This is a genomic window from Rhizobium sp. 62_C5_N11_2, from assembly GCF_051811185.1.
GTDB classification, from domain to species: Bacteria; Pseudomonadota; Alphaproteobacteria; order Rhizobiales; family Rhizobiaceae; genus Rhizobium; species Rhizobium leguminosarum.
This window is the reverse complement of sequence record NZ_JBPWPW010000005.1, coordinates 1-20491: the sequence shown is the minus strand read 5'-3', so window position 1 is coordinate 20491 and position 20491 is coordinate 1. Positions and strand designations below refer to the sequence as shown.

Here is a 20491-nt window from a genome sequence, read left to right as displayed (position 1 = left end):
GGGCATGCCGCCGTCGCGGCAATGTTTACGTGTCGCTTTTTTTTAGAACCCGCTCGATCGATCTGGGATGAAGCTCGATATCGAGTTCCTGGCGGAGCAGCTTGGCCAGTTCCCGGGCGCGAACGGGTTCTCCTGGGGCGGTCTGCGCCTGCAGAAATGCCAGGACTTTGTCGTCGATCTTGTGGGGACCGCGGGGGCCCGGCTTTGTCGGCACCAGTCCGGCAATCCCGGCCATGTCGAAGTTCACCTTGGCCTGGTAATAGGTTGGCCTGGAAACACCGTACTCGTCGGAGGCCTCCGTCACCGACACCTTGTCGATGGACACGCGACGCAGCATCTCGTATTTGACCTGCACGGCGTCGTGCGGATCGAAGAACTCGCTGCCCCGAAACTTTGGATCGCGCACCTTCTCGGGGGTGGGATTGAACGTGCCCTCTTCGATGAGGACATCCATCTTTGTGCGCTTGCTCTCGTACTTCGCAGACATCAATGGCTCCGAGGACATGAAGCGGCGTTAGCGTAATGCTAATTATGCCGCATTCTGCTACCTCGTCAAGGCGATGTTTATGGTCTATCTGACGCGATATCTCGTATTTGCAGGCGTACCATCTCATAAAAACGACCTCTTGCGGCATAATCCACTTTACAGATGCGACATATTTACCTTTACACTTCAGCGCGTCAGCGCGGGCTCGATTTGCTCGAAAGGCGCTCCACCAGAGTGGCCAACTCCATTAAGTCGACAATCCGCAAGAGCAATCGTCCGTTGCTCATGACGACTTCGGGATCCAGGCTCACAAGATCAGTCCATTGCGGAGGAACCGACCAAACAGTGGCGTCCTCGGTCTGCAGCAAAAGGCGTTCACCATGCCGGTTGTAGCGCTTGCCGATGCACGGCAACTGTCGTGGGAATAAAGGATGAAACGGATGCGTTACCCGCACTAACTGCGTATCTGCGTTGGCAGTGGCTGCATTCTGTTGTGAGGTACAAGAAGTTGGAACGTGGACGTTTCATATGGCCGTCGGCGGCCGATGGAACGGTCGTGATTACGCCTGGGCAGCTCGGTTATTTGCTGGAAGGTATCGACTGGCGGATGCCGCAAAAGACCTGCGACCAACCTCGGTCGGATGAGCAAAAATACTGGAATAGCGGGGGCGAATATGATTCCATCTCGCCATGAACAGCCCTGTCGACCAGCTTCCAGATGACCTTGCCAGTGCGCTCGCACTGCTGGCCGAAGAGCGAGCGCTGCGTGTTGCTGCCGAGGTGGAAGCGGCGACAGCCAAGGCGGAAGCTGCCAGCGCAAAAGCGCTCGTGTCACATTCCGAGGCGCTGATCGCGCGGCTGAAGCTGGAGATCGAGAAGGTCCGCCGAGAGCTTTACGGCAGCCGCTCTGAGCGCAAGGCGCGGCTTCTCGAACAGATGGAACTGCAACTCGAAGAACTCGAAGCTGATGCCGGCGAAGACGAACTCGCGGCAGAGATGGTTGCCAAAAGCTCGACCGTCAGGGCCTTCGAGCGCAAGCGTCCGTCACGCAAGCCCTTTCCTGAACACCTGCCGCGCGAGCGCGTCGTTATTGCCGCCCCATCCAGTTGCCCATGCTGTGGATCGGCCAAGCTGTCGAAGCTCGGCGAGGATATCACCGAGACCCTGGAGGTCATTCCGCGTCAGTGGAAGGTTATCCAGACGGTGCGGTAGAAGTTCACCTGCCGCGAGTGCGAGAAGATCACGCAGCCGCCAGCACCCTTCCATGTGACACCCCGCGGCTTTGCCGGCCCGAACCTTCTGGCGATGATCCTGTTTGAGAAGTTCGCGCAGCATCAGCCGCTCAATCGCCAAAGCGAGCGCTATGCCCGAGAGGGGATCGATCTCAGCCTGTCGACGCTTGCCGATCAGGTCGGCGCGTGTGCCGCAGCCCTGAAGCCCATCCATTCGTTGATCGAGGCCCATGTCCTGGCGGCCGAGCGGCTGCATGGCGACGACACGACCGTGCCGATCCTGGCGAAGGGAAAGACCGATACCGGCCGCATCTGGACCTACGTTCCGGACGATCGGCCGTTCGGCGGACAGTCACCGCCCGCCGCCCTCTACTATTCCTCTCGGGATCGGCGGCAGGAGCATCCAGAGCGACATCTGAAGACCTTCACCGGCATTCTGCAGGCGGATGCCTATGGCGGCTATAACCCGCTGTTCAAAGCAGATCGCGATCCCGCGCCTCTGCGCCAAGCACTCTGCTGGGCACATTCGCGCCGCAAGTTCTTCGTGCTGGCCGACATTGCCACGAACGCCAAACGTGGCAGCAAAGCCGGACCGATTGTTGATTTCCACTGAGAGCTGACCCGGCGCAGCCAGATATTTCCATTGAGAATTGACCCATGTTTCAACCGTCCCTCGCATGTTTTCAGCGGGGGCTCTGGAGTGATCGACATGGCATTACTGAGCGTAATCCGACGCTGGCATTTTCGAGAGCATCTATCGATCCGGGAGATTTGCCGCAGGACCGGCCTGTCCCGGAATACCATCCGCAAATACCTGCGTGCCGGCGGCGTGGAGCCGAAGTTCAACGTCCCGGAGCGACCGAGCAAGCTTGACCAGTTTGCGGATCGATTGTCAGCTTGGTTGAAGACGGAATCCAAGAAGGGCCGCAAACAGAAGCGGACGATGAAGCAATTACATGCTGACCTGGTCAGCCTCGGCTACGAGGGCTCCTACAATCGCGTGGCGGCATTTGCTCGGGAATGGCGTGATGATCGGCAGAGGGAATTGCAGACGACAGGCCGCGGCACGTTTGTGCCCTTGGCGTTCGAGCCTGGTGAAGCCTTCCAGTTCGACTGGTCGGAAGACTGGGCGATCATCGGCAATGAGCGCACCAAGCTGCAGGTGGCGCATACGAAGCTGAGCTACTCCAGGGCTTTCATCGTCCGAGCCTATCTCCTGCAGACGCATGAGATGCTGTTCGATGCCCATAATCACGCGTTCCGCGTCTTCGGCGGCATTCCTGGCCGCGGCATCTACGACAATATGAAGACTGCAATCGACAAGGTCGGCCGTGGCAAGGAGCGCGACGTCAACGTCCGCTTCATGGCAATGGCCAGCCACTACGTGTTCGAGCCCGAGTTCTGCAATCCGGCCTCCGGCTGGGAGAAAGGACAGGTCGAGAAGAACGTTCAGGATGCGCGTCATCGCTTCTTCCAACCGGTCCCGCGCTTTCCATCACTGGAAGCCCTGAATGACTGGCTTGAGCAGCGTTGCAAGGAGTTCTGGGCACAGACCCCGCATGGTCAGATGCGTGGCACCATCGCCGACATCTGGGCAGAGGAAACACCAGCTTTGATGCCCGTTTCCAGGCCGTTCGACGGGTTTGTCGAATACACGAAGCGGGTCACGCCAACCTGCCTCGTGCATCTGGAGCGCAACCGCTACAGCGTTCCGGCATCCTTTGCCAATCGACCGGTGAGCCTTCGAGTCTACCCGGATCGTGTCGTCGTCGCGGCAGAAGGTCAGATCGTTTGCGAGCACCGTCGCGTCATCGATCGTTCCCATGATCGACCGGGGCAGACCATCTATGACTGGCGGCATTATCTGGCGGTGGTGCAGCGAAAGCCCGGCGCTCTTCGCAACGGCGCACCGTTCGCCGAGCTTCCAGACGCATTCCGGACCTTGCAACAATATCTGCTCAAGAAGCCAGGTGGCGACCGCGAGATGGTCGATATCCTGGCACTTGTTCTCCAGCACGACGAACAGGCAGTGCTCTCGGCCGTCGACATGGCGCTGAAGTCCGGCGTTCCGACCAAGACGCATGTGTTGAACCTGCTGCATCGCCTGGTCGACGGCAAATCCTTCACGCCGCCGACCCTCGACGCACCTCAGGCACTGACGCTCACCAATGAGCCCAAGGCCAATGTCGAACGATACGATACCTTGAGAAAGACGGAGGTTCGCCATGCGTCATAATCCGGCAAGCGGCGCGATCGTCATCATGCTACGGCAACTGAAGATGCACGGCATGGCCCACGCCGTCGGTGATCTGACCGAGCAGGGATCGCCGGCGTTTGAGGCTGCCATTCCGATCCTGTCCCAGCTTCTCAAGGCGGAGACTGCGGAACGAGAGGTCCGATCGACCGCATATCAGCTCAAAACCGCACGCTTCCCGGCTTACCGTGATCTGAACGGCTTCGACTTCGCCAGCAGCGAGATCAACGAGGCGCTCGTGCAACAGCTTCATCGCTGCGACTTCCTCGACGACGCCAACAACATCGTTCTGGTCGGCGGTCCCGGCACGGGCAAGACACACATTGCCACCGCGATCGGCGTCCAGGCCATCGAGCATCACCATAAACGGGTCCGGTTCTTCTCAACGGTCGAACTGGTCAACGCTCTCGAGCAAGAGAAGGCGCAGGGTCGGTCTGGGCAGATCGCTAATCGACTCGTCCATTCCGATCTCGTCATTCTCGACGAGCTGGGATACCTGCCGTTCAGCGCCTCAGGCGGTGCATTGCTCTTCCATCTGCTGAGCAAACTCTACGAGCGCACCAGCGTCATCATCACCACCAACCTGAGCTTCAGTGAATGGGCCAGCGTGTTCGGCGACGCCAAGATGACGACCGCGCTGCTCGACCGGCTTACCCACCACTGCCACATCCTGGAAACCGGAAACGACAGCTTCCGCTTCAAGAACAGCTCGGCTCATGAGCCCAAAACAACGAAGGAGAAACGAAGGAACTTGACCACCACGACCAACACAAACGATACCTAAAGGCGGGTCACTTCTCGGTGGAAACGCCGGGTCAGCTCTCAGTGGAAATCAACAAGTATATCCCTTGAAGGGCGCTTTCGCTTGCTAGCCACAGGAACGTAGCAAAGTGCTCAGGTTCGACTTCTGCAAAATCCAGCTGCTGAGCCTGAAAGGCAGTTATTACGGCGGCGAACCTAGGCAACTGGCTGTAGTAATCGCTCTGTCTCAACACGTCTAGCAAAACTGAATGCTTAAGGCCCAACCGGGCAAGCCGTGTCTGAAAATCGCCATCCGCCAGTCCCCGTCGAATGACCTCCTCGATTTTTGTGGTCACCTCATAGTCGTGGGACTGGAAGTCGTTGTCAAATCTGCAGAGGTAGAAAAAGAATTCCCGTAGCAGGAAACCATCGCTGCAAATCTGCCGCCAAACATTAGGCCTTACGAGATTGATAAAATCGTTGATCGATCCCGACACGCTTGACGCGGCCGCCAGGAAGCGCCAGATGACATCCAGTTCCCCCGAGCTGCGCAGGGAGAAGGTCACTCCCCGTTGACTTTCCAGCATTGTATCAAGCGTCAGCGACAATTGGTCGAGATATGCAAGAGCTTCAAGCCCGACTACTCCGTGTTCGATCTTTCCTCGCGCACTAAGTATGTTGAGGGCGGTACAAACGCGCTCCCACTCGGCATAGACCAAGCCGTTCGCGACGATTTCCTCCGCTTGGCGTATGAGCCCGTCTTCAGTTTCAGGATCCTGCAGGGTGATCTTGGCGACTGCCTGTCTTTCCTGCCATGCGACTGATGTCGCAAGTGGCCAATCGCACGCGCTCGCGAATGCTTTCGCGCAGGCTGACCATGTATAGTGCGCTCTCAAGAACGATGCGAGTTCCATGGCACCATGCTTGCGTCGGCTATAGTTCCCAGTGAGGCCAAGGATAGCTTTGCTCATGGTCTCAGCATCGACGGCCTTTTCGCCCGTGAGGGAAATTTCAACCACCCCCTCGCTGCTAACACCGACATTTCCGCCCCAAACGTTGGCCTTCAAGAACTGGAAGAGGCCGGAATGGCTGGAACAGATCAGTGGTACGCCGAGACTGAGAGCTTCCCAACCGGAAAGCCCAAAGCCCTCGTGCCAAGATGGCATCAAGGCGAAATGAGAATTCGCGAGTGTCTTAAATAGACGTCCCGCATCAGCTGTGTACGAAACCGGATCGAGTGAGATGTGCTCGCCATACTCAGAGAGGTTTGCCGGCTCGGCTGCTTCGGGACCAGCTCCGAACAACGTCAAGCAACCTCGATTTAGAAAACGGCTATCCCTGCCCTGATGGACCTCTTTCGCCTTTCGATAAGCAATGGCAACCGCAGAAATTGCTAGCTGCGCGTTCTTAACCCGGTCGTCCTGCTGGCCGAGACGGCCGCTCATAAAGATCTGCCAAGCCGGTTCGTTATTTTCCATGGCGGGCTCTAACGGCGGCACACCGGGGATGAGCATGCTTACGCGCTTTTTGCCAGTTGCGCCATAAGAGCTCTCAGCGAGAAGTGGCCCAACCGCCAGGACGAGGTCCGCACGATCAGCCAATTCAGTCTGCCGAGCTTCCTTCTCCCCTCGCTCTTCGAGGGAAAGCCCTTTCTGTAGGTCGTACTGCTTGTAATGCATATGCTTGATTACAGCAGATCGGACCGTCGGAAGCTTAAGCCCCCTCAGATAGCCAACGGTATCGATTGCCAGGAAACCTGTATGCACGTCATGTCCGACTACAATGACGTCGTTCTGTAAGTTATTAGAAGCCGCAAGTGCCGCGTGGATACGGTTCGCGATGGCCTCCGGGCACCCGAGTTCCTCTCCTGTTTCGACAATAACCTGATCCTCGACCGAGCTTGCCCTCGGCCCCATCACGAGACAGTGGCACAACCCGGTCGAGCCCAGCTCCGCGGCTACCGCCTTGGCAAGGTCCTGATTGAAGACGTTGATACCGCCGTGTGCGCGTCCCCAGTGCGTGGCGAGAAAAAATGCAGAATAACTCATCGTTTACCGCCGGCACCTGAACAATCATCGGATTCGCTTTCGATCGTGACTACCACAACCTGACTCGTGCGAAAATCCATTTGGCAAGCGAGTTTAGGCCAGAAGAAGAACCGGCGCATCGCGGAAATTGTGAGTATTTGTCCTCGGGTTGATTAGGGCCTGCCTTTTTTCTGCGCTCGAGTGCATCGACGGAATTTAGCTTCATGTGGTTTTCCGAAGGCGCGGCGGAGTGGATCGAGGAGGTGCTGCACGTAGTGTCGGACATGCGGCAGTGCCAATCCTGCTGAGCACCAAGACGTGCGCTGCGCCGTATGCGCCGTCCACGCCCCATTGATTTTTCAGTTTCCGCTACTGGGTAGTGCTGGCTGAGGGCTGGATGTGAGCTCACCGAATAGTATCTGACGAGCTCATTGTGAGGCTTTGATGCGGGCGTCATAGGCCATGGCATCAGGGCATCGATGTCTTTGGCGAGGTGGCCGTGGCGGCAGGAACTTCTAGGGATGGAAGCGCTCGATCCCGTCCGGCGGTATGTGAGGATCGGTGAACAACCGTCGACGTGGGGTTACTCCCGCCGCCGGCTCTACGCGCATGACGCACTGTTCCGTGAGAACTCCGATGTCTACGAGGTCCTTCACGAATTCGACTTCGTCTACACGGAAGACAAGAGGCTGTTCTTCTTTCTGGCGATCTTTGGAGAAGAATACGGGATCGATATGAGCGATCCCGACGCTGCCAGTTGTTTCGACTTTCTTGAAAAGCAAAATGGCGGAAGCCCGCTTTACCCTTCGACGGGCTAGCAATGGTCTAATTCTGAGAACCGGCGTTTGTATCAAAGGCATCACACGAACTCCAACACGAGGGGTGGGTTGTACTCCTTTTTCATTTTGAATCCTGGCCCTTTGCATCCGTGTCTGTACAGATGGTATAGTTGTGCGTACTCGGATACTGAGCAGGCGATCGATTGCCTGTCGAGCGCCTGGGCTGCCTTTCCCCAAGCTGACCGCCTATGAACACAGAAGCAAAGATGAAGATTACTGAACGTGCCGTCGCTAAGCTTGCCAATTCAATGCGTATCTACGCAGAAGCGAATGCCAGGTTCAACGAGCTAAAAAAAGTAGACCTAGAGGAAGCCATCGATAATCTCGATCGCGCATTCGAGGCGAAGCTAGAAGCTTTTCACAGCGTTTATGACGTAGATCGAGCGGTTTTCAATTATTTTGATCATGCCGACACCGCGCTTATTTTAATGCTTAGAAATGCGATCCATCACAGAGATCACGAACTGTTCTCCAGCTGGAACAATACGATGGCGCAGGATGGAGGCCCCCATCGGTTCAGCGGCGCCGAATTTTTGATCGCGAGCCACACCTTGGTAGGCGAGGCACATGTCGGACGCCAACTCTACAAGGCCGAAGATTTCCTGTTTCGCCTCGACCCCAGTCAAAATTCACCTGCTCTAGAAGGCAAAATGAGTGCTTTGAACAGAAGCAAGCTTCTGGGACAATTGAAAGCTGACCTCAGCTTCAGCGAATTTTTCTCGAAGGCACGGCGAGAGGGCTACCCTGACAAACAGCTCTATTTCAACGTTATACCTCTCTTCATATCGGCAGTTTGCCGCGTGTTTCGAAGCTTACGGGCAAGAGGCGTGCGGTTCGTGGGATACGATGCGAATGCATATGAGATGCATTTCACGGACGAGCTGAAAGTAGACTTGTCATCCCTGTCCTACGCTACCATCAGGATCAACTGAGTTGATTCGATTCATCGGCTCAATGTGGAGGTTATTTCGTTTAGCCACTTCGCTACGAAATCCCCCACGCTCGAAACCTCCCCCTGCCCGTCATCTCACGCAAGCCCAGCTCCAAAACAATCCGCCGCGCCGCCTGCGGCGTGACGTCGAGCGTCTTCGCCACCATCCCGGCCGACACGAGCGGCTTTGCCATGACGAGCTCGACCAGCTCCGGCAGCTTTGAAGACGTCCGGCGCCCGTCCAGCTTTCGGTCCATCATAGTCTTCGCCAGCACCAGCCGGTCATGCTCTTTCATGCCGATCTCGGCCGCCGCCAAAAGACCTCGCGCGATGGCGAGCATTCGAGTTTCCCGGTCGCGATGGCGGCGCCGATCGACGGGAATGGTTTTGAGGCCGAGGTTAATGGCGGCCAGATGGGCGCCGGTGGTGATGCCGGCCTGGCGCAGGATTGAGGCGCAAAACAGCCGGCCGAGCCAGGGCGCGTGCTGAAGGACGGAAAACTCGTTCCAGGCATCGAGGGCGACAATCGCCTGCAGCACCACCGGCAGGTGTTCGGCCTGGCGGAGCACCCCGCGCCATTCGTCGAGCCGGGCATCCTCGTCCCAGTCGAGATCATAGACCAACGCATTGCGTTCGCGGATCTCGGCTCGGCCCGGCTTTTTCGCCACCGTCGGCATCGTCCCCCTCCCCTTCCCGAACCGGAGCAGGCTCCACGTCGGCTTCCCTTTCAACCTCGCCACCGCCACCCAAAGATGGTCCAGGCCACGCCTGGCGCAGCGAGCGGATGCCGTCGGCAGAGAGCGCCCAATCAGGAGATTGGCCGGCAACCCGCCGGCGGGTGCGCAGCACGTCGCGGGCGATGGTCAGCTCATGGGTGGGTGTGCGAATATCGCGGGTGGCGTCATGGAGGACGAGGTCTTCCAAGTGGACGAGTTCACCATCGATCCACAGCGAGGCGCAGGCGTCGGTATAGTGCGATCGTTCGATCCAGCCTTGCCCGACCGGTGAACGGGCGATGCGCTCGTCGAGCCGCACCAACAGGTCGCGTCAGCAACCGGTCGCTGAAGGCTGGTCATGAGGATTTTGGACAAATCATAACGCATTGAATTCATGGTAAATGATTTGTTAAACGGACGCTATTGCGGAGTTAGCATCCGTCACTGGTCGACATCGTTGAGACGACGCCTCACTTCCGATAAGTACTGCTTATCGGAAGTGATTGCTATAACGCCGCAAATCAGCGAAAACGGTATCAATGGAGGGCCAATGCGGCCGTGCTGACACCCGGTTTTCGCGCCTCAGGAGGCATTTTGGACATTCTTGCTGCGAACACGGCACCAGACGCGATCGCCCGGCGGGCCGAAACCCTCGACACCATTGCCGCGGTGCTGCCGATCGACCGGCGCGACAAACTCGCCGAAATCCTGTCCGACCAGGACGTCGAGACGCTCAAACATCTGGTCAACGAAGGCATGGGTGCCAACACGCTTCGGGCGCTGACGTCCGATTTCGCTTACCTCGAGGCCTGGTGCTTAGCGGCGACCGAAAGTCCGCTGCCCTGGCCGGCACCGGAAGCGCTGCTGCTGAAGTTCGTCGCCCATCATCTCTGGGATCCGACGCGGCGCGAAAGCGATCCCCAGCACGGCATGCCGCCCGAGGTGGACCAGTCCTTGCGAGACGGGGGCTTTCTCCGGTCGGCCGGGCCGCATGCGCCGGCGACCGTCGGACGACGGCTCGCCAACTGGTCGACGCTGACCAAGTGGCGCGGCCTCGACGGCGCCTTCGCCTCCCCGACTTTGAAATCCGCCATTCGTCTCGCCGTGCGCGCCGTCCCCCGGACGCGCCGCCGCAAGAGCGCCAAGGCGGTCACCGGCGATGTTTTGGCCAAACTGCTGGCGACCTGCAGCGGCGACAGCCTGCGCGATCTGCGCGACCGGGCCATACTGATGGTCGCCTTCGGCTCCGGCGGCCGCCGGCGCAGCGAGGTGGCCGGCCTGCGGAAAGAACAGCTAACGATCGAGCCGCCGGTGACTGTCGAGGATGGAAGCCCCCTCCCCTCGCTCTCCATCCACCTCGGCCGCACCAAAAATTCCGGCGCCGGCCAGGACGAGGTCGTCTATCTGACCGGCCGGCCGGTGGAGGCGCTGCATGCCTGGCTGGCCGCCGCCAAGATCGACGGCGGCAGTGTGTTCCGGGCGATCGATCGCTGGGGCAATGTGTCTCGCCGGGCGCTCGATCCGAAGGCGGTCAATGATATCGTCAAGTTGCGCGTCGAAATGGCCCGATTGGAGGTGGGGGAGTTTTCGGCGCATGGATTACGGTCGGGGTATCTGACGGAAGCAGCCAACCGCGGCATCCCGTTACCCGAGGCGATGGAGCAGTCGAGGCACCGGTCGCTTCAGCAAGCGTCCAGCTACTACAACAACGCGACGCGGCGAAGTGGGCGGGCGACTCGCATAATGGGATGACGAAACATCCGTCCGACGGGCTTGGACGGGTTTAAGAAGTTCATTCTGCTGCCTCCAAGGCCTAAGCCGGATTATGCGAAGAGGCAGCGTTGGTCGACCGAGTTTAGCCGCCTCGTCTTGACTATGCGTGACTTGAGTCGTTGCGCGTCCAGACCAACAGTCTATGATTCCAACCCGGGGCTGAGTTACGCGATGACGGCCGAAAACTGGTCAGTCTCTACCAACTGCCAGCCCTTGCTCGTTGCGAAGTAAATCTCGCCGGTAAACCCGCCGCTTGAGCGGGTTTTGTCCACCAAACAAGCCGCACACCAGTTGCCAGAAGGTTCTCTTTTGAATGATCCGTCAGCCATATACCTTAGGTGTGCAAATGGGCGACCACAGTAGTCACACCCGGCTGGTAGTTGACCAAGCCAAAACTTGTCCGTTTTTGTCGCGCGAGTGGCCGATATGACCTGTTTGAGAAAGGCCTCAGCCTGAACTATTTTCTGATAGTGGTAACCTGCGATGGCGTTTTCAAACCCGGTGTCGGTCTCATCAAAAAACTGCGCCAATTCGGCGACGGCCTCCTGGGCATATGTGACAAAATCCGGAAGCCCTTCCTTTGCTGATTGTACGACCATTTCTTTGCCTTGCAGGCGAACGCGATGGAAACTTCTTTCGGAGGTCTTTCCGATCGAATAGCGCAGGCCAAGATCCGACATGACATCCATGTTCCGTGGTCGGTGCGAGCCCCAAAATTTCTCCGAAGCATAGTCGCGCGCGTGATCTCCGAAGTGACGACGTATGACGGATCGAACGTCTACCGGTGCTCCATCCCATTCCAGGAAGCCCTGGAACACCTCGCGGCGGGTCACAAACTCGATCTCACATTGGAGTGCAGGGGTGTAGAGGCTAGCCTCGTAGTACTCCGCTGCCAGAACGCGGAGAATATCGTCATTGCTGTAGATTTGAAGGCGTATCACCGCCGGTCCACCTGCACTCGCGTATTCGAAGAGCTCACGCAGGGTCGCATGCCACTCGTTGTTAAATTGAAGCGCACGCTTCACAGATGCGGCCAGCTCTCCCATCTGTGCATTCGATTCGGTCGTGGCAACAATATCGAGATCATTGAACGAATCCGTTACAACGAGTTCTTTGATCAGCTCCGCGTCAGTCATCGATACATCGATGAACCTGCCGTAACGCCTGATCTCGGCCTCGCTAATACGATCAGGCGTGAACCATTCGCCTGCCCGCTCCGGGTACGAGATCGTAGAGCTGATCGATCTCAATCTCGAATGGACAAGTTCGAAACCAGGTTCGTACATCCTATCAGCTGCGACAGCCTCTTGATCGATTTGGAGGACGTGACCCTCTACGTCATCCTTGACTTCTCGAAACGCCGCTCGCGAAAGTCGTCTCTCGAGATCGTTCAGATAGAACTCCTTCGAGTTTTGTTGCTGAGCAAAGTATAGGTAGTGCATGTCATCGGCGGGTATTTTGGAAAAAATCAGAATGAAATCTTCGACACCGCTGGTGTTCATGTGCTTTGCGATGAGCTTTATGGCTCGGTCGATGTCCGGTTGAGACCCAAACCGCCACATGTAGTGCCTTCGAGCAATGCGACGATTGAGAACACGCGGATTCGAAACAACCTTTTCGATGCGAGCCGGAAGTTTATTTTGCCCCAGCACAATTCGTCCAGCCGAAACGTCATAGGGGCAGTTCCGCATCCACTCGGAAAACGGGACATGCAGATCCACCCAGTCCACAGATAGAAGGATAAAGCGGTATTCCCGCTCCTTGACTAGAAGCTTGTGTCGAAGAAGTGCGGCATATTTGATCAGTTCATGCACTGCATCGCGCGATGCACTTCGCGTCCGTTTGATCTCAATGATTACATACTCACCTCCCGGTGCGACCGCGAATATATCGAGGAATCCGTCTGAGCCATTTGGGTTCCTGAGGTGGTGTTCCTTACCTAGAAATTTCAGGTTTGGTTCCACCAGATCCAAATTGTCGATCAAATAATCCCTGATTTGATCCTCATTCACACCAGACATGATCGACTCTCGCGAAACCGCTAAATGCCGATTCATATCGGGACAATTGTTACGATACAGCAAACTCCAGCCCAAAATGCCAAACGACGATCAAGCCGCGGGTGGAAACCGCTAGCCTGGATCGCGGGGAGTTTTCCCCTAATGGATTGCGGGCCGGATGATCACGGTGCCGCCAATCGTGGCTTTTCCTCCTCCCGTAGGCGATCGAGGAGACGCTGCATCGACAAGTGCTGCAAGCCTCAAGCTATTTCAATCACGCTGGCCGGCAGTGGGCAGCTGCCTGAATGCAGATTGCCTATTATTCGAGGCACGTAATCGGCCGCAGCTAAGACGCCTTGCAATTAGGAGTAGGGTAATAGAATTTCGGCTACATAAACTTTGATAGGGTTGCCCGATGTCCGAATCCAATAATTTCCGAGATTTTGTCCTCTACCTTGAAGCGGCATGGGACAATCCAGGAAGAACCGAGCTTCCTCCACCTGCCGTCGCGTTTCGTGACGAGGAGGAGCAACTTAACGCAATGCTAGCAAAAGTTCTTTTGGACGACGGAAGCCCCTTTTCAGTGGCCGACCTGCGAAAGCTTATCCGCTACGCAGCATTGTCAAACGCCCTCACGGGGAGAGACGGCGCGCTGCTCTTCGTGTTGGAAAAGATCGCGCAGCGCTTTCCTGTCTCACAAGGTCTTATCAAACCAAGCCACGAACGATGGCACATTGCGCTTGATGTAGGTAGGCGGTTGTTAGCCTTAAACAACTTCAGAACGCCCGATTCAAAGACGGAAAACATGGTCGCTGCCCTGCAACGCTTGCGTGATGGCGGCCACAGTTTCTCGCTCGACGAGACGGGCATTGACCGCAATTCGGACGGTTTCCTGACCGTCACACAGCAGATCCTTGCGCGATTGACAAGCGTTGGCCGGACAAAAGCTTTTTCCTTCTTGGAAGGCTTAGCAAGGCGCCTTTATGATTATGAGTTCGACCAAGTCCTATACTCACGCAATCCAAAACAGCACCCAAGAGAATCCTCCGTGCCCTTCGGATTTCTCTGGCAGCTGACGGCCCGCGTGGAAGGTTTGACGTCCATCGTAGCTGACCATAATGATGTCCTGCATCAGGCTGTGGCGCTGGCCCGCGATCTTGTAGCCCTGACCGGCATAGAGAGCTACGGCCAGTTTTGGGCGTTGAGCGTGTCGACTAGGGATATCGACCAGTGGCTCGCTGACGCGACGCTGCATGATCACCTATTTTCGCTGCAGCAATGGACGCCGTTCATTACTCCCATATTTCTCCGTAGCTTCTTTGGCACCGATCAGGATTCAAGGCTGCGCGGTCAGTTGGGATGGGGAGTGGAGGACGCAGCAACCGCATCAGAGGCCCTGATAAGAGAGGTAGCAACCAGTCCTGGCGTTTTAACTGAGAGCGCATTGGAGTCCGTTCTTCCTGCAGAAACGGTGTCTGCGTTGCTTCGTGACCTGACGCATCAAGCTCCAACCCCGAACAACAACTACGTATCTCCCTTCTCAGCACCCGAAGCAGATCTCATGTTCAAGCCTTTCTGCAGGGCAGGTTCGACCGCGGACGTGTTTATCCCGACTCGATCGGCATTTGGCCCTGCCTGCTACGAGGCCGTCGCTGCTGGCCTTCGCAAAGTGCTCACAAAAGATGAAATTGGCGCATTGACGGGTGAGGGCCTCGAGCGAACCACCGGCGCAATCCTGAAGTTTCGAGATGTCCATCCGACGATAGAAGCTAAATCGTACCAGATGGCCGGTGCCGATGGAGAGTGCGATCTGGTTCTCGAGGATGACAATACGATCATATTTATCGAGTGCAAAGCCAAACCCATTACGCGCACCGCCATGTCGGGCAACGCAGCCGACGCGATACTTCTTTATCTTGAGGGCATCGTTGCCTCACAAGCGCAAGCCCTCCAGCATCAATCCATGCTTGAGAGCCATGGCCGGATTGTTTTCGAGGACGGTTTCGTTCTGGAGCACCGCGCCAGGAAGATCATTCGTCTTTCCATGACCCTTTTCGACTATGGAACCCTGCAAGATCGATTTGTCTTCGCACAGCTTTCTGCTGCTCTAACAGATAGCGAGCTGGTGGCGAAAGATCCTTCGGCCAAGAAGAGAGTGAAGAAGGCAAACGAAACGCTCGAAAAGCTGCGAAAGACCCTGGCCATCGCTAATAATCTGAATGATGACGTATCGAGGCAGATTTGGATTCGCTCACTCCCTACGGCATCGCTCTCTATTGGGCAATTGGCTGCGCTCCTAGTCGAACAGAACGATGTCGCGAAACTCGCCCGCGTCCTTTCCCGACCGGCGAGTTTCGCAACGGGAAGCGTACTCAAGGAATACCACTACTTGCGAATGCAACAGCTAGTCTAACCATCCCGGTGTATCGCTCCAGTCCTTTCGCTGGTTCATTCACACGAACCCCCACCTCGAGAGTGCCGTATCGGAGTAAATCATACGTCCGTGACCCTGACCCTTTCTCGGCTTTTGCGACGAGCGCTTCATAAGGGGTCGCCGACCCGTAACGCCAGAAGTTCGTAGGTGAACCACGCAGCAAATGACTGCAATGCGACGCTCACGATTTCTCCGAACCGTTGCCATATCGGTGAAGGCCTGCATGTGTATCAGCCCATCACGCATCGCGGATCTTTGCCTTCAATAGGAGCGGGCGAAATGCGCTAACCAAAACCCTGACAGCTGTCAGGGTTTTGTCTGTGGGGGCCTTAGGTGTTTAGTCCCGGCATTTGATGGATGGGATCGATGATGAATCGATCTGGCTCCAAAGTCCATCGTTTGCATATGAACTCGTAAGGCGTGAGGCCCTTTAGCGTCTTGAGCCGGCGCCCGAAATTGTAGGCGTCGATAAAGTCGGCGAGATGTTTTTTTAATTGCGCATGATCGTCGTAGTGGAAGCGCTTGACGGTCGCCTCCTTGATCGTTCGGTTCATCCGCTCGACCTGTCCGTTGGTCCAGGGATGCTTCACCTTTGTCAGGCGATGCTCGATGCTGTGATCGTCGCAGACCCAATCGAAGATGTGCTGGAAGGCATTTCGATCACAAGCTCGGTTAGTGAACTGAATGCCATTGTCGGTCAAAACGGTGTGAATGGTGTAGGGCACTGCCGCGATCAGATTGCGCAAGAACTGGGCGGCATTCATCTTGTCGGCTTTGTTGTAGAGCTCTGCGAACGCGAACTTGGATGTTCGGTCAATTGCGACAAAGAGATAGAGCTTGCCCTCAGCCGTCTGCACCTCGGCAATATCGATGTGGAAGTAGCCGATCGGATAACTTTTGAACTTCTTCTTCGGCTCCTTGTCGCCTCCGACCTCCGGCAGACGTGAAATGCCGTGGCGCTGCAAACACCTGTGCAACGACGAACGCGTCAGATGTGAGATGGTAGGCTGAAGAGCGTAGAGGCAATCATCGAGCGGTAGCAACGTATGCCGGCGGAAGGCGACGATAACGGCCTCTTCTTCGAGGGAAAGGGTCGTCGAGTGCGGGTCCTTCGGACCTGTAGGAAGATCGACCAACGATGTCCGCTTCTTCCATTTCGCCACGGTTTTCTGGTTGATCCCGTATCGCTTCGAAAGCGTTCTCAGGCTCTTCTTCACTATTTTGTATTGCTCGACGGATTGCCTCTGTCGTCGTGGCGCTCCCGTGTAGAACTATGGCCCATAGTGCTTCCCTCCATGCCAAGAAAAATATTGCACCATCAAATGCCGGGTCTAAACAACTAGCCCACTGCGCGCTCGCCTTGTCCGTGAACTCTTAGCAGCGCCATGAGAACCGGCCCTAACGAAAATTCGCCCCGTGCCGCCTTGCGTGTTAAATCTCGGAGATATCCTCCTGGCGCGTTGATGTGCCCTGCCCGCTCGAGGATGCAAGCGATCGCCGTCGCCGCGTTTTCCGGCCCCATCACGTCGCATGCCTCTTGATAGGCCGACGGGCTGACGCCCAGCATCGATCGGGCGACCACCGCTGCAATCATCATTGCGCGCCAGCTGTCGATCGTACCGCCCGGCCCATACATCGAGATCTCGGGGCAAGCCCGCATCACCATGCCAAGCGGAAAATTCCGGACTGGCTCCCGCTTTGGCCGACCATCGTTCACGGCCTTTGCGCCCTGCTCGTTCCTAGAGCTAGGTTCAAATTCACAGCAAGATTCGGTATTTGAATTCTGTATGTGCTGCTCATGATGGTCACCATTGGTGCTAACATTTTCATCTTTTTGATGCATTTCCAGGATGTTGATGATCTCCTGCTGCAGAAGCTCCATCTCGTCCAGGATTGAATTCACATCACTGAGCGTCGGAGAGCGCGGAATCCTGCCCACGAGACCGGTGTAGATCGCTTCGATGCTTTCCCAGTTGCCCGACGCACCTTCCTCGATCGCAGCAGAAATGAGCTTTCGAACGTCGCGCCTGCATATCGTTAAATTTTCCTTCGCCCGACGGAGGGCAAAACGATCGGCAACGACTTGTTGCGCCATCATTGCAAGCTCATCCACCCGCATGAGCAAGGGTGACAGATCAAAGCCGAATGCGCTATCGATCTCACCTGCCTTGTCCTTCCGGGCATAGCGCTTCCCATTCGCGCTGTCCTTGCGAACGATCAGTCCGGCCTCTACGAGAAGAGCCAGATGTCTGCGAAGCGTGGCGCCAGCGATACCGTGCGCCCGAAGTGTCAACTGGGCGTTGGACGGAAAAACGATGAGCTGCGCATCTTGGCGCAATTCGTTGTCGGGATAAAAGCTCAAGAGTGCGTCGAGGACGGCGAGGCTGCGATCCTGCAACCCAAGCAACTCCCTTGCTTCGGAGGCGTCCCTAAAGACCTTCCATTTGTCCGCCGTCTTGCCTGGCTTAATCTCACTCGCCTCAATTTGCCGCTTCACCAAGGCAAGCGTCATCGGCCGTCGCCCAAAGGGCGTCGTCACACTTCCAATCTGCATTTTTTTCACCTTCAAAAAGGCAAAAGAAACCCGCTCACCAAAATTACGGTGCCAAAGACTCTTGACTGGGATTCGGGGAAATGCGATTCTCTAGTTGTCACACATTGAGAGAGGCTTCCACGACGGCAACGTTTGGGGGCCTTTTTCTTTTGCAGCGCTTCCTTTCTTCCGAACCCTGACAACTGTCAGGGTTCCTCGTTTTCTCGCAGGCGGGCAAAGCGCTCAGTCAGCGCTGGGAGCTCCGCCTCAACAAACTTCAAAAATTCAATCCCAAGCGTGCCCTCAGCCGAAATTCGAACCTCTTTCGAGGACATCGACAGGGTGCCGAGCTTCGTTCCGCTTTTGTCTTCAATCGGGATTGGCTCCCGACGACCCGTCGATACCGGCTTGATCGCGTTCAATGCACGCTGAAACCTCTGATCGGAGGTCTCTGCAGCATCGCCTTTTCTATCCAGCGCCGCCCGTAAGGCGTCGAGCGTTCCCGCGTCACCCGCAACCGTCTTGGCAAGATCGAGCCAACGTGGCCGCCCGATCTTTGGAGCCCGCCCAATGGCCTCGATGATATCTGCCGGAACGACCCTGTAGACATTCCGCATCCGAGCCAGTTCTGCGTCTTCGATCGAAAGCGCGGCGTATATGTGCCGAGGCTTGATCCCCGCATCATCCATTCGTGATGCAAATAGCGCGCGCTCGATCCAGGTGAGGTCTTGGCGCGCCGCGTTTTCAATACCTTGTGCGAGAACCAGGTCGAGGTCGGAAATCTCGACTTCGAGCGCGCGAACAGGCCTCTTAAGCTGCATGGCAGCGAGCCAGCGTCGATGCCCGTAGATGATCTGATAGCGACCCGGCGACGAGGGGTGTTTGCGGACTTGGACCGGAACCTTTTGCCCCTCAGTCTCGATCGACCGCTTGAACACCTCGAAGCTCGCCCCGTCATCGTCCGGCAGCCTGTCCGGATAAGGGGAGGGGTCGATGAGTGACGGATCCAACTCGCGAACCGCACCACCGCCCGACTCAACGATAGCCTTCAAGCGATCTCGCTCGGTTCGAATGTCGTCGATCGCTCGATGAGCAGCACCGATCACACCTGCTCCGACACGATTGCCGGGAGCCGGGGCAGGGGTCTGCGACGGCTGCTGTTGATCCGCAGCCTGATCACTCTCCAACTCCGCGGAAAGCAAACCGAAGCTGGCGACAATCGACTTGCGAGGAGATTTACTCATGTCCGCCCCCAGCTGTCATTGACGAGGCGAACAATCGCCTCGTTCACAGCATCTACTGCCTCGCGGGCACGCTTATGAGTATCGCGCCCGATCTGCCCCAATTCGAGCTCGTATACTGAACGTTTCGCCAAGCCGGCTGCCTCAACGGCGGTGCTTTCAATGGCGGTTGGCAATAGTACATCGGAGCCGAACAGGTGCCGAAGCATCGCAACGACTTGCGACTGTGGCGCGTCATTTGTGTCGTGCCGTGTGACCAGATACCGAATGAAGTCCTGGTCCAACTGAGCGCCGCTCTCGTTCAAAACACTAATCAGATCGCCCATCATGAGAAGAAACTGGCTCATTGACGCGACGTCCAGCATGGCCGGGTGGACCGTGATGATCATGCTAGTCGCGGCGTATATCGCGCTCAACGTCAGAAAGCCGAGCGACGGCGGAGTGTCGAGAATCACGATGTCGTAGTCCGCCTCGACTTCCGAAAGGGCGAGTTTCAGTCGCTCAAAGAAGATCGCGCCGGAGCTGGACTTGTTCGCCAATATCCGTGGCGTTTCGTGCTCATACTCCATGACTTCAAGATTGCCAGGAATGAGGTCGATGCCATCGAAATATGTCTTGCGAATTATCTCGCGGATTGGACGACGTTCGGCATCGTCGTAACGCAAAGCGGCATAGATCGTTTCATTCGAGCCGACGTCAACCTCGGGCTGAGCACCGAACAAAGCGGACAAGGATGCCTGCGGGTCTAGGTCGAGCGCGAGGACGCGATACCCATGCAGGGCGAGATAGTGGGCAAGGTGGACGCAGGTTGTCGTTTTCGCGCTGCCGCCCTTGAAGTTGGCTATCGCAAGAACCTGGAGGTGCTCGCCGGCACGACGTCGAGGAAGGAATCGCAAGGCGTCTGCAGGTTTCTGCATCGCGAACAATTCACGCAGTTCATTGATCTGGGCTAGCGTGTAGACGCGATGGTTATTCTCCAGCCTGCTGGGAACCGGACCACGTCCTTCGGTCGACATCAGCTTCAGGGTCGAATCGGGTATAGACGTCAGCTTCGACACTTCATTGGTCAGAAACGGACGCAGAGTCTTTTCTGACTTTGGCGGATACATACGAGTTCTGAGCTGCTGCAATTGCCCGGACAAGAGCCCGGCATGGCGCATGATTTTGCTGCCGGCATCTTCCTTCGAGCCAACAACAGTTTCTACTCGGTTTGCTATCGCCATCTGTCCCTCTTGGCGGCTTTCTACCGGTTTACCGGCCACTGCCCGCCAAAGATAGAACAC

Annotated in this window: 14 protein-coding genes and 3 pseudogenes; 8 read left to right on the top strand and 9 right to left on the bottom strand. The window is 56.8% G+C overall.

All coding sequences use genetic code 11. The annotated features are described in order from the left end of the window. Positions 1-25: 25 nt before the first annotated feature. Together AB8B31_RS33750 and AB8B31_RS33745 are read right to left on the bottom strand one after the other, a co-directional pair. Entirely contained in the window at positions 26-487 is a 462-nt protein-coding gene (locus tag AB8B31_RS33750; RefSeq protein ID WP_096772314.1) for a helix-turn-helix domain-containing protein, read from the bottom strand. 194 nt (positions 488-681) lie between these two features. Continuing rightward, positions 682-942 carry a DUF5372 family protein gene (locus AB8B31_RS33745; RefSeq protein WP_239621142.1) on the bottom strand — a complete coding sequence of 87 codons (261 nt, stop codon included), beginning with the start codon at positions 940-942 and terminating at the stop codon, positions 682-684. On the opposite strand from AB8B31_RS33745, the gene tnpB reads away from it, so the two are divergent. The 4 genes and pseudogenes from tnpB (at position 906) to istB (ending at position 4757) form a co-directional block, all read left to right on the top strand. Further along, on the top strand, positions 906-1181 hold the full coding sequence (gene tnpB / locus AB8B31_RS33740) for an IS66 family insertion sequence element accessory protein TnpB (protein WP_170961542.1): 276 nt from the start codon (positions 906-908) through the stop codon (positions 1179-1181). The two genes, AB8B31_RS33745 and tnpB, sit on opposite strands and share 37 nt — an antisense overlap. Next, positions 1178-2317, top strand: a pseudogene (gene tnpC / locus AB8B31_RS33735) (IS66 family transposase); the annotation flags it as partial. The gene tnpB and the pseudogene tnpC, both read left to right, overlap by 4 nt. A 111-nt stretch (positions 2318-2428) precedes the next feature. After that, entirely contained in the window at positions 2429-3955 is a 1527-nt protein-coding gene (istA, locus tag AB8B31_RS33730; RefSeq protein WP_130713392.1) for an IS21 family transposase, read from the top strand. Beyond that, positions 3945-4757: an IS21-like element helper ATPase IstB gene (gene istB / locus AB8B31_RS33725; RefSeq protein WP_130660431.1), complete on the top strand. Its 813-nt coding sequence runs from the start codon at positions 3945-3947 to the stop codon at positions 4755-4757. The genes istA and istB overlap by 11 nt, the downstream gene beginning before the upstream one ends. A 31-nt stretch (positions 4758-4788) precedes the next feature. Here the strand turns inward: istB and AB8B31_RS33720 are convergent, their stop codons facing one another. Continuing rightward, positions 4789-6762 carry a glycosyltransferase gene (locus AB8B31_RS33720; RefSeq protein WP_439007668.1) on the bottom strand — a complete coding sequence of 658 codons (1974 nt, stop codon included), beginning with the start codon at positions 6760-6762 and terminating at the stop codon, positions 4789-4791. 500 nt (positions 6763-7262) lie between these two features. On the opposite strand from AB8B31_RS33720, the gene AB8B31_RS33715 reads away from it, so the two are divergent. Next, complete coding sequence (locus tag AB8B31_RS33715; protein WP_096772334.1) at positions 7263-7559, top strand: hypothetical protein; 297 nt, start codon at positions 7263-7265, stop codon at positions 7557-7559. Between the two features lie 227 nt (positions 7560-7786). After that, positions 7787-8512, top strand: a complete 726-nt coding sequence (locus tag AB8B31_RS33710) for a hypothetical protein (RefSeq protein WP_096772333.1) — start codon at positions 7787-7789, stop codon at positions 8510-8512. A gap of 52 nt (positions 8513-8564) precedes the next feature. On the opposite strand, the pseudogene AB8B31_RS33705 reads toward AB8B31_RS33710, so the two are convergent. Then, positions 8565-9623, bottom strand: a pseudogene (locus AB8B31_RS33705) (RHE_PE00001 family protein). 204 nt (positions 9624-9827) lie between these two features. Between AB8B31_RS33705 and AB8B31_RS33700 the strand changes: the two are divergent. Then, the gene (locus tag AB8B31_RS33700; protein WP_376766415.1) at positions 9828-10979 is read left to right on the top strand and encodes a site-specific integrase; all 1152 of its coding nucleotides are present in this window, start codon (positions 9828-9830) and stop codon (positions 10977-10979) included. 185 nt (positions 10980-11164) lie between these two features. Here the strand turns inward: AB8B31_RS33700 and AB8B31_RS33695 are convergent, their stop codons facing one another. Beyond that, the gene (locus AB8B31_RS33695) at positions 11165-13021 is read right to left on the bottom strand and encodes an endonuclease NucS domain-containing protein (RefSeq protein ID WP_064843629.1); all 1857 of its coding nucleotides are present in this window, start codon (positions 13019-13021) and stop codon (positions 11165-11167) included. A gap of 394 nt (positions 13022-13415) precedes the next feature. Between AB8B31_RS33695 and AB8B31_RS33690 the strand changes: the two genes are divergently transcribed. Then, positions 13416-15413, top strand: coding sequence for a YraN family protein (locus AB8B31_RS33690; protein WP_141098791.1), 1998 nt, complete (start codon positions 13416-13418; stop codon positions 15411-15413). 350 nt (positions 15414-15763) lie between these two features. Here AB8B31_RS33690 and AB8B31_RS33685 read toward each other — a convergent pair. From AB8B31_RS33685 to repA, 4 genes and pseudogenes are all read right to left on the bottom strand, one after another. After that, positions 15764-16709, bottom strand: a pseudogene (locus tag AB8B31_RS33685) (IS481 family transposase). Positions 16710-16773: 64 nt separating this feature from the next. Beyond that, positions 16774-17988 (bottom strand): plasmid replication protein RepC, encoded by a 1215-nt coding sequence (gene repC, locus AB8B31_RS33680; RefSeq protein ID WP_064843808.1) that lies wholly within the window; start codon positions 17986-17988, stop codon positions 16774-16776. Between the two features lie 185 nt (positions 17989-18173). After that, positions 18174-19211 carry a plasmid partitioning protein RepB gene (gene repB, locus AB8B31_RS33675; RefSeq protein WP_064843806.1) on the bottom strand — a complete coding sequence of 346 codons (1038 nt, stop codon included), beginning with the start codon at positions 19209-19211 and terminating at the stop codon, positions 18174-18176. Then, positions 19208-20491, bottom strand: coding sequence for a plasmid partitioning protein RepA (repA, locus tag AB8B31_RS33670; RefSeq protein ID WP_096764644.1), 1284 nt, complete (start codon positions 20489-20491; stop codon positions 19208-19210). The genes repB and repA overlap by 4 nt, the downstream gene beginning before the upstream one ends.

What these genes read in the sequence shown, in the direction of transcription:
- AB8B31_RS33750 (WP_096772314.1), bottom strand. Translation starts at nt 487, where the DNA reads ATGTCTGCGAAGTACGAGAGCAAGCGCACAAAGATGGATGTCCTCATC.
- istA (WP_130713392.1), top strand. Translation starts at nt 2,429, where the DNA reads ATGGCATTACTGAGCGTAATCCGACGCTGGCATTTTCGAGAGCATCTA.
- istB (WP_130660431.1), top strand. Translation starts at nt 3,945, where the DNA reads ATGCGTCATAATCCGGCAAGCGGCGCGATCGTCATCATGCTACGGCAA.
- AB8B31_RS33720 (WP_439007668.1), bottom strand. Translation starts at nt 6,762, where the DNA reads ATGAGTTATTCTGCATTTTTTCTCGCCACGCACTGGGGACGCGCACAC.
- AB8B31_RS33715 (WP_096772334.1), top strand. Translation starts at nt 7,263, where the DNA reads ATGGAAGCGCTCGATCCCGTCCGGCGGTATGTGAGGATCGGTGAACAA.
- AB8B31_RS33710 (WP_096772333.1), top strand. Translation starts at nt 7,787, where the DNA reads ATGAAGATTACTGAACGTGCCGTCGCTAAGCTTGCCAATTCAATGCGT.
- AB8B31_RS33695 (WP_064843629.1), bottom strand. Translation starts at nt 13,021, where the DNA reads ATGTCTGGTGTGAATGAGGATCAAATCAGGGATTATTTGATCGACAAT.
- AB8B31_RS33690 (WP_141098791.1), top strand. Translation starts at nt 13,416, where the DNA reads ATGTCCGAATCCAATAATTTCCGAGATTTTGTCCTCTACCTTGAAGCG.
- repC (WP_064843808.1), bottom strand. Translation starts at nt 17,988, where the DNA reads ATGCAGATTGGAAGTGTGACGACGCCCTTTGGGCGACGGCCGATGACG.
- repB (WP_064843806.1), bottom strand. Translation starts at nt 19,211, where the DNA reads ATGAGTAAATCTCCTCGCAAGTCGATTGTCGCCAGCTTCGGTTTGCTT.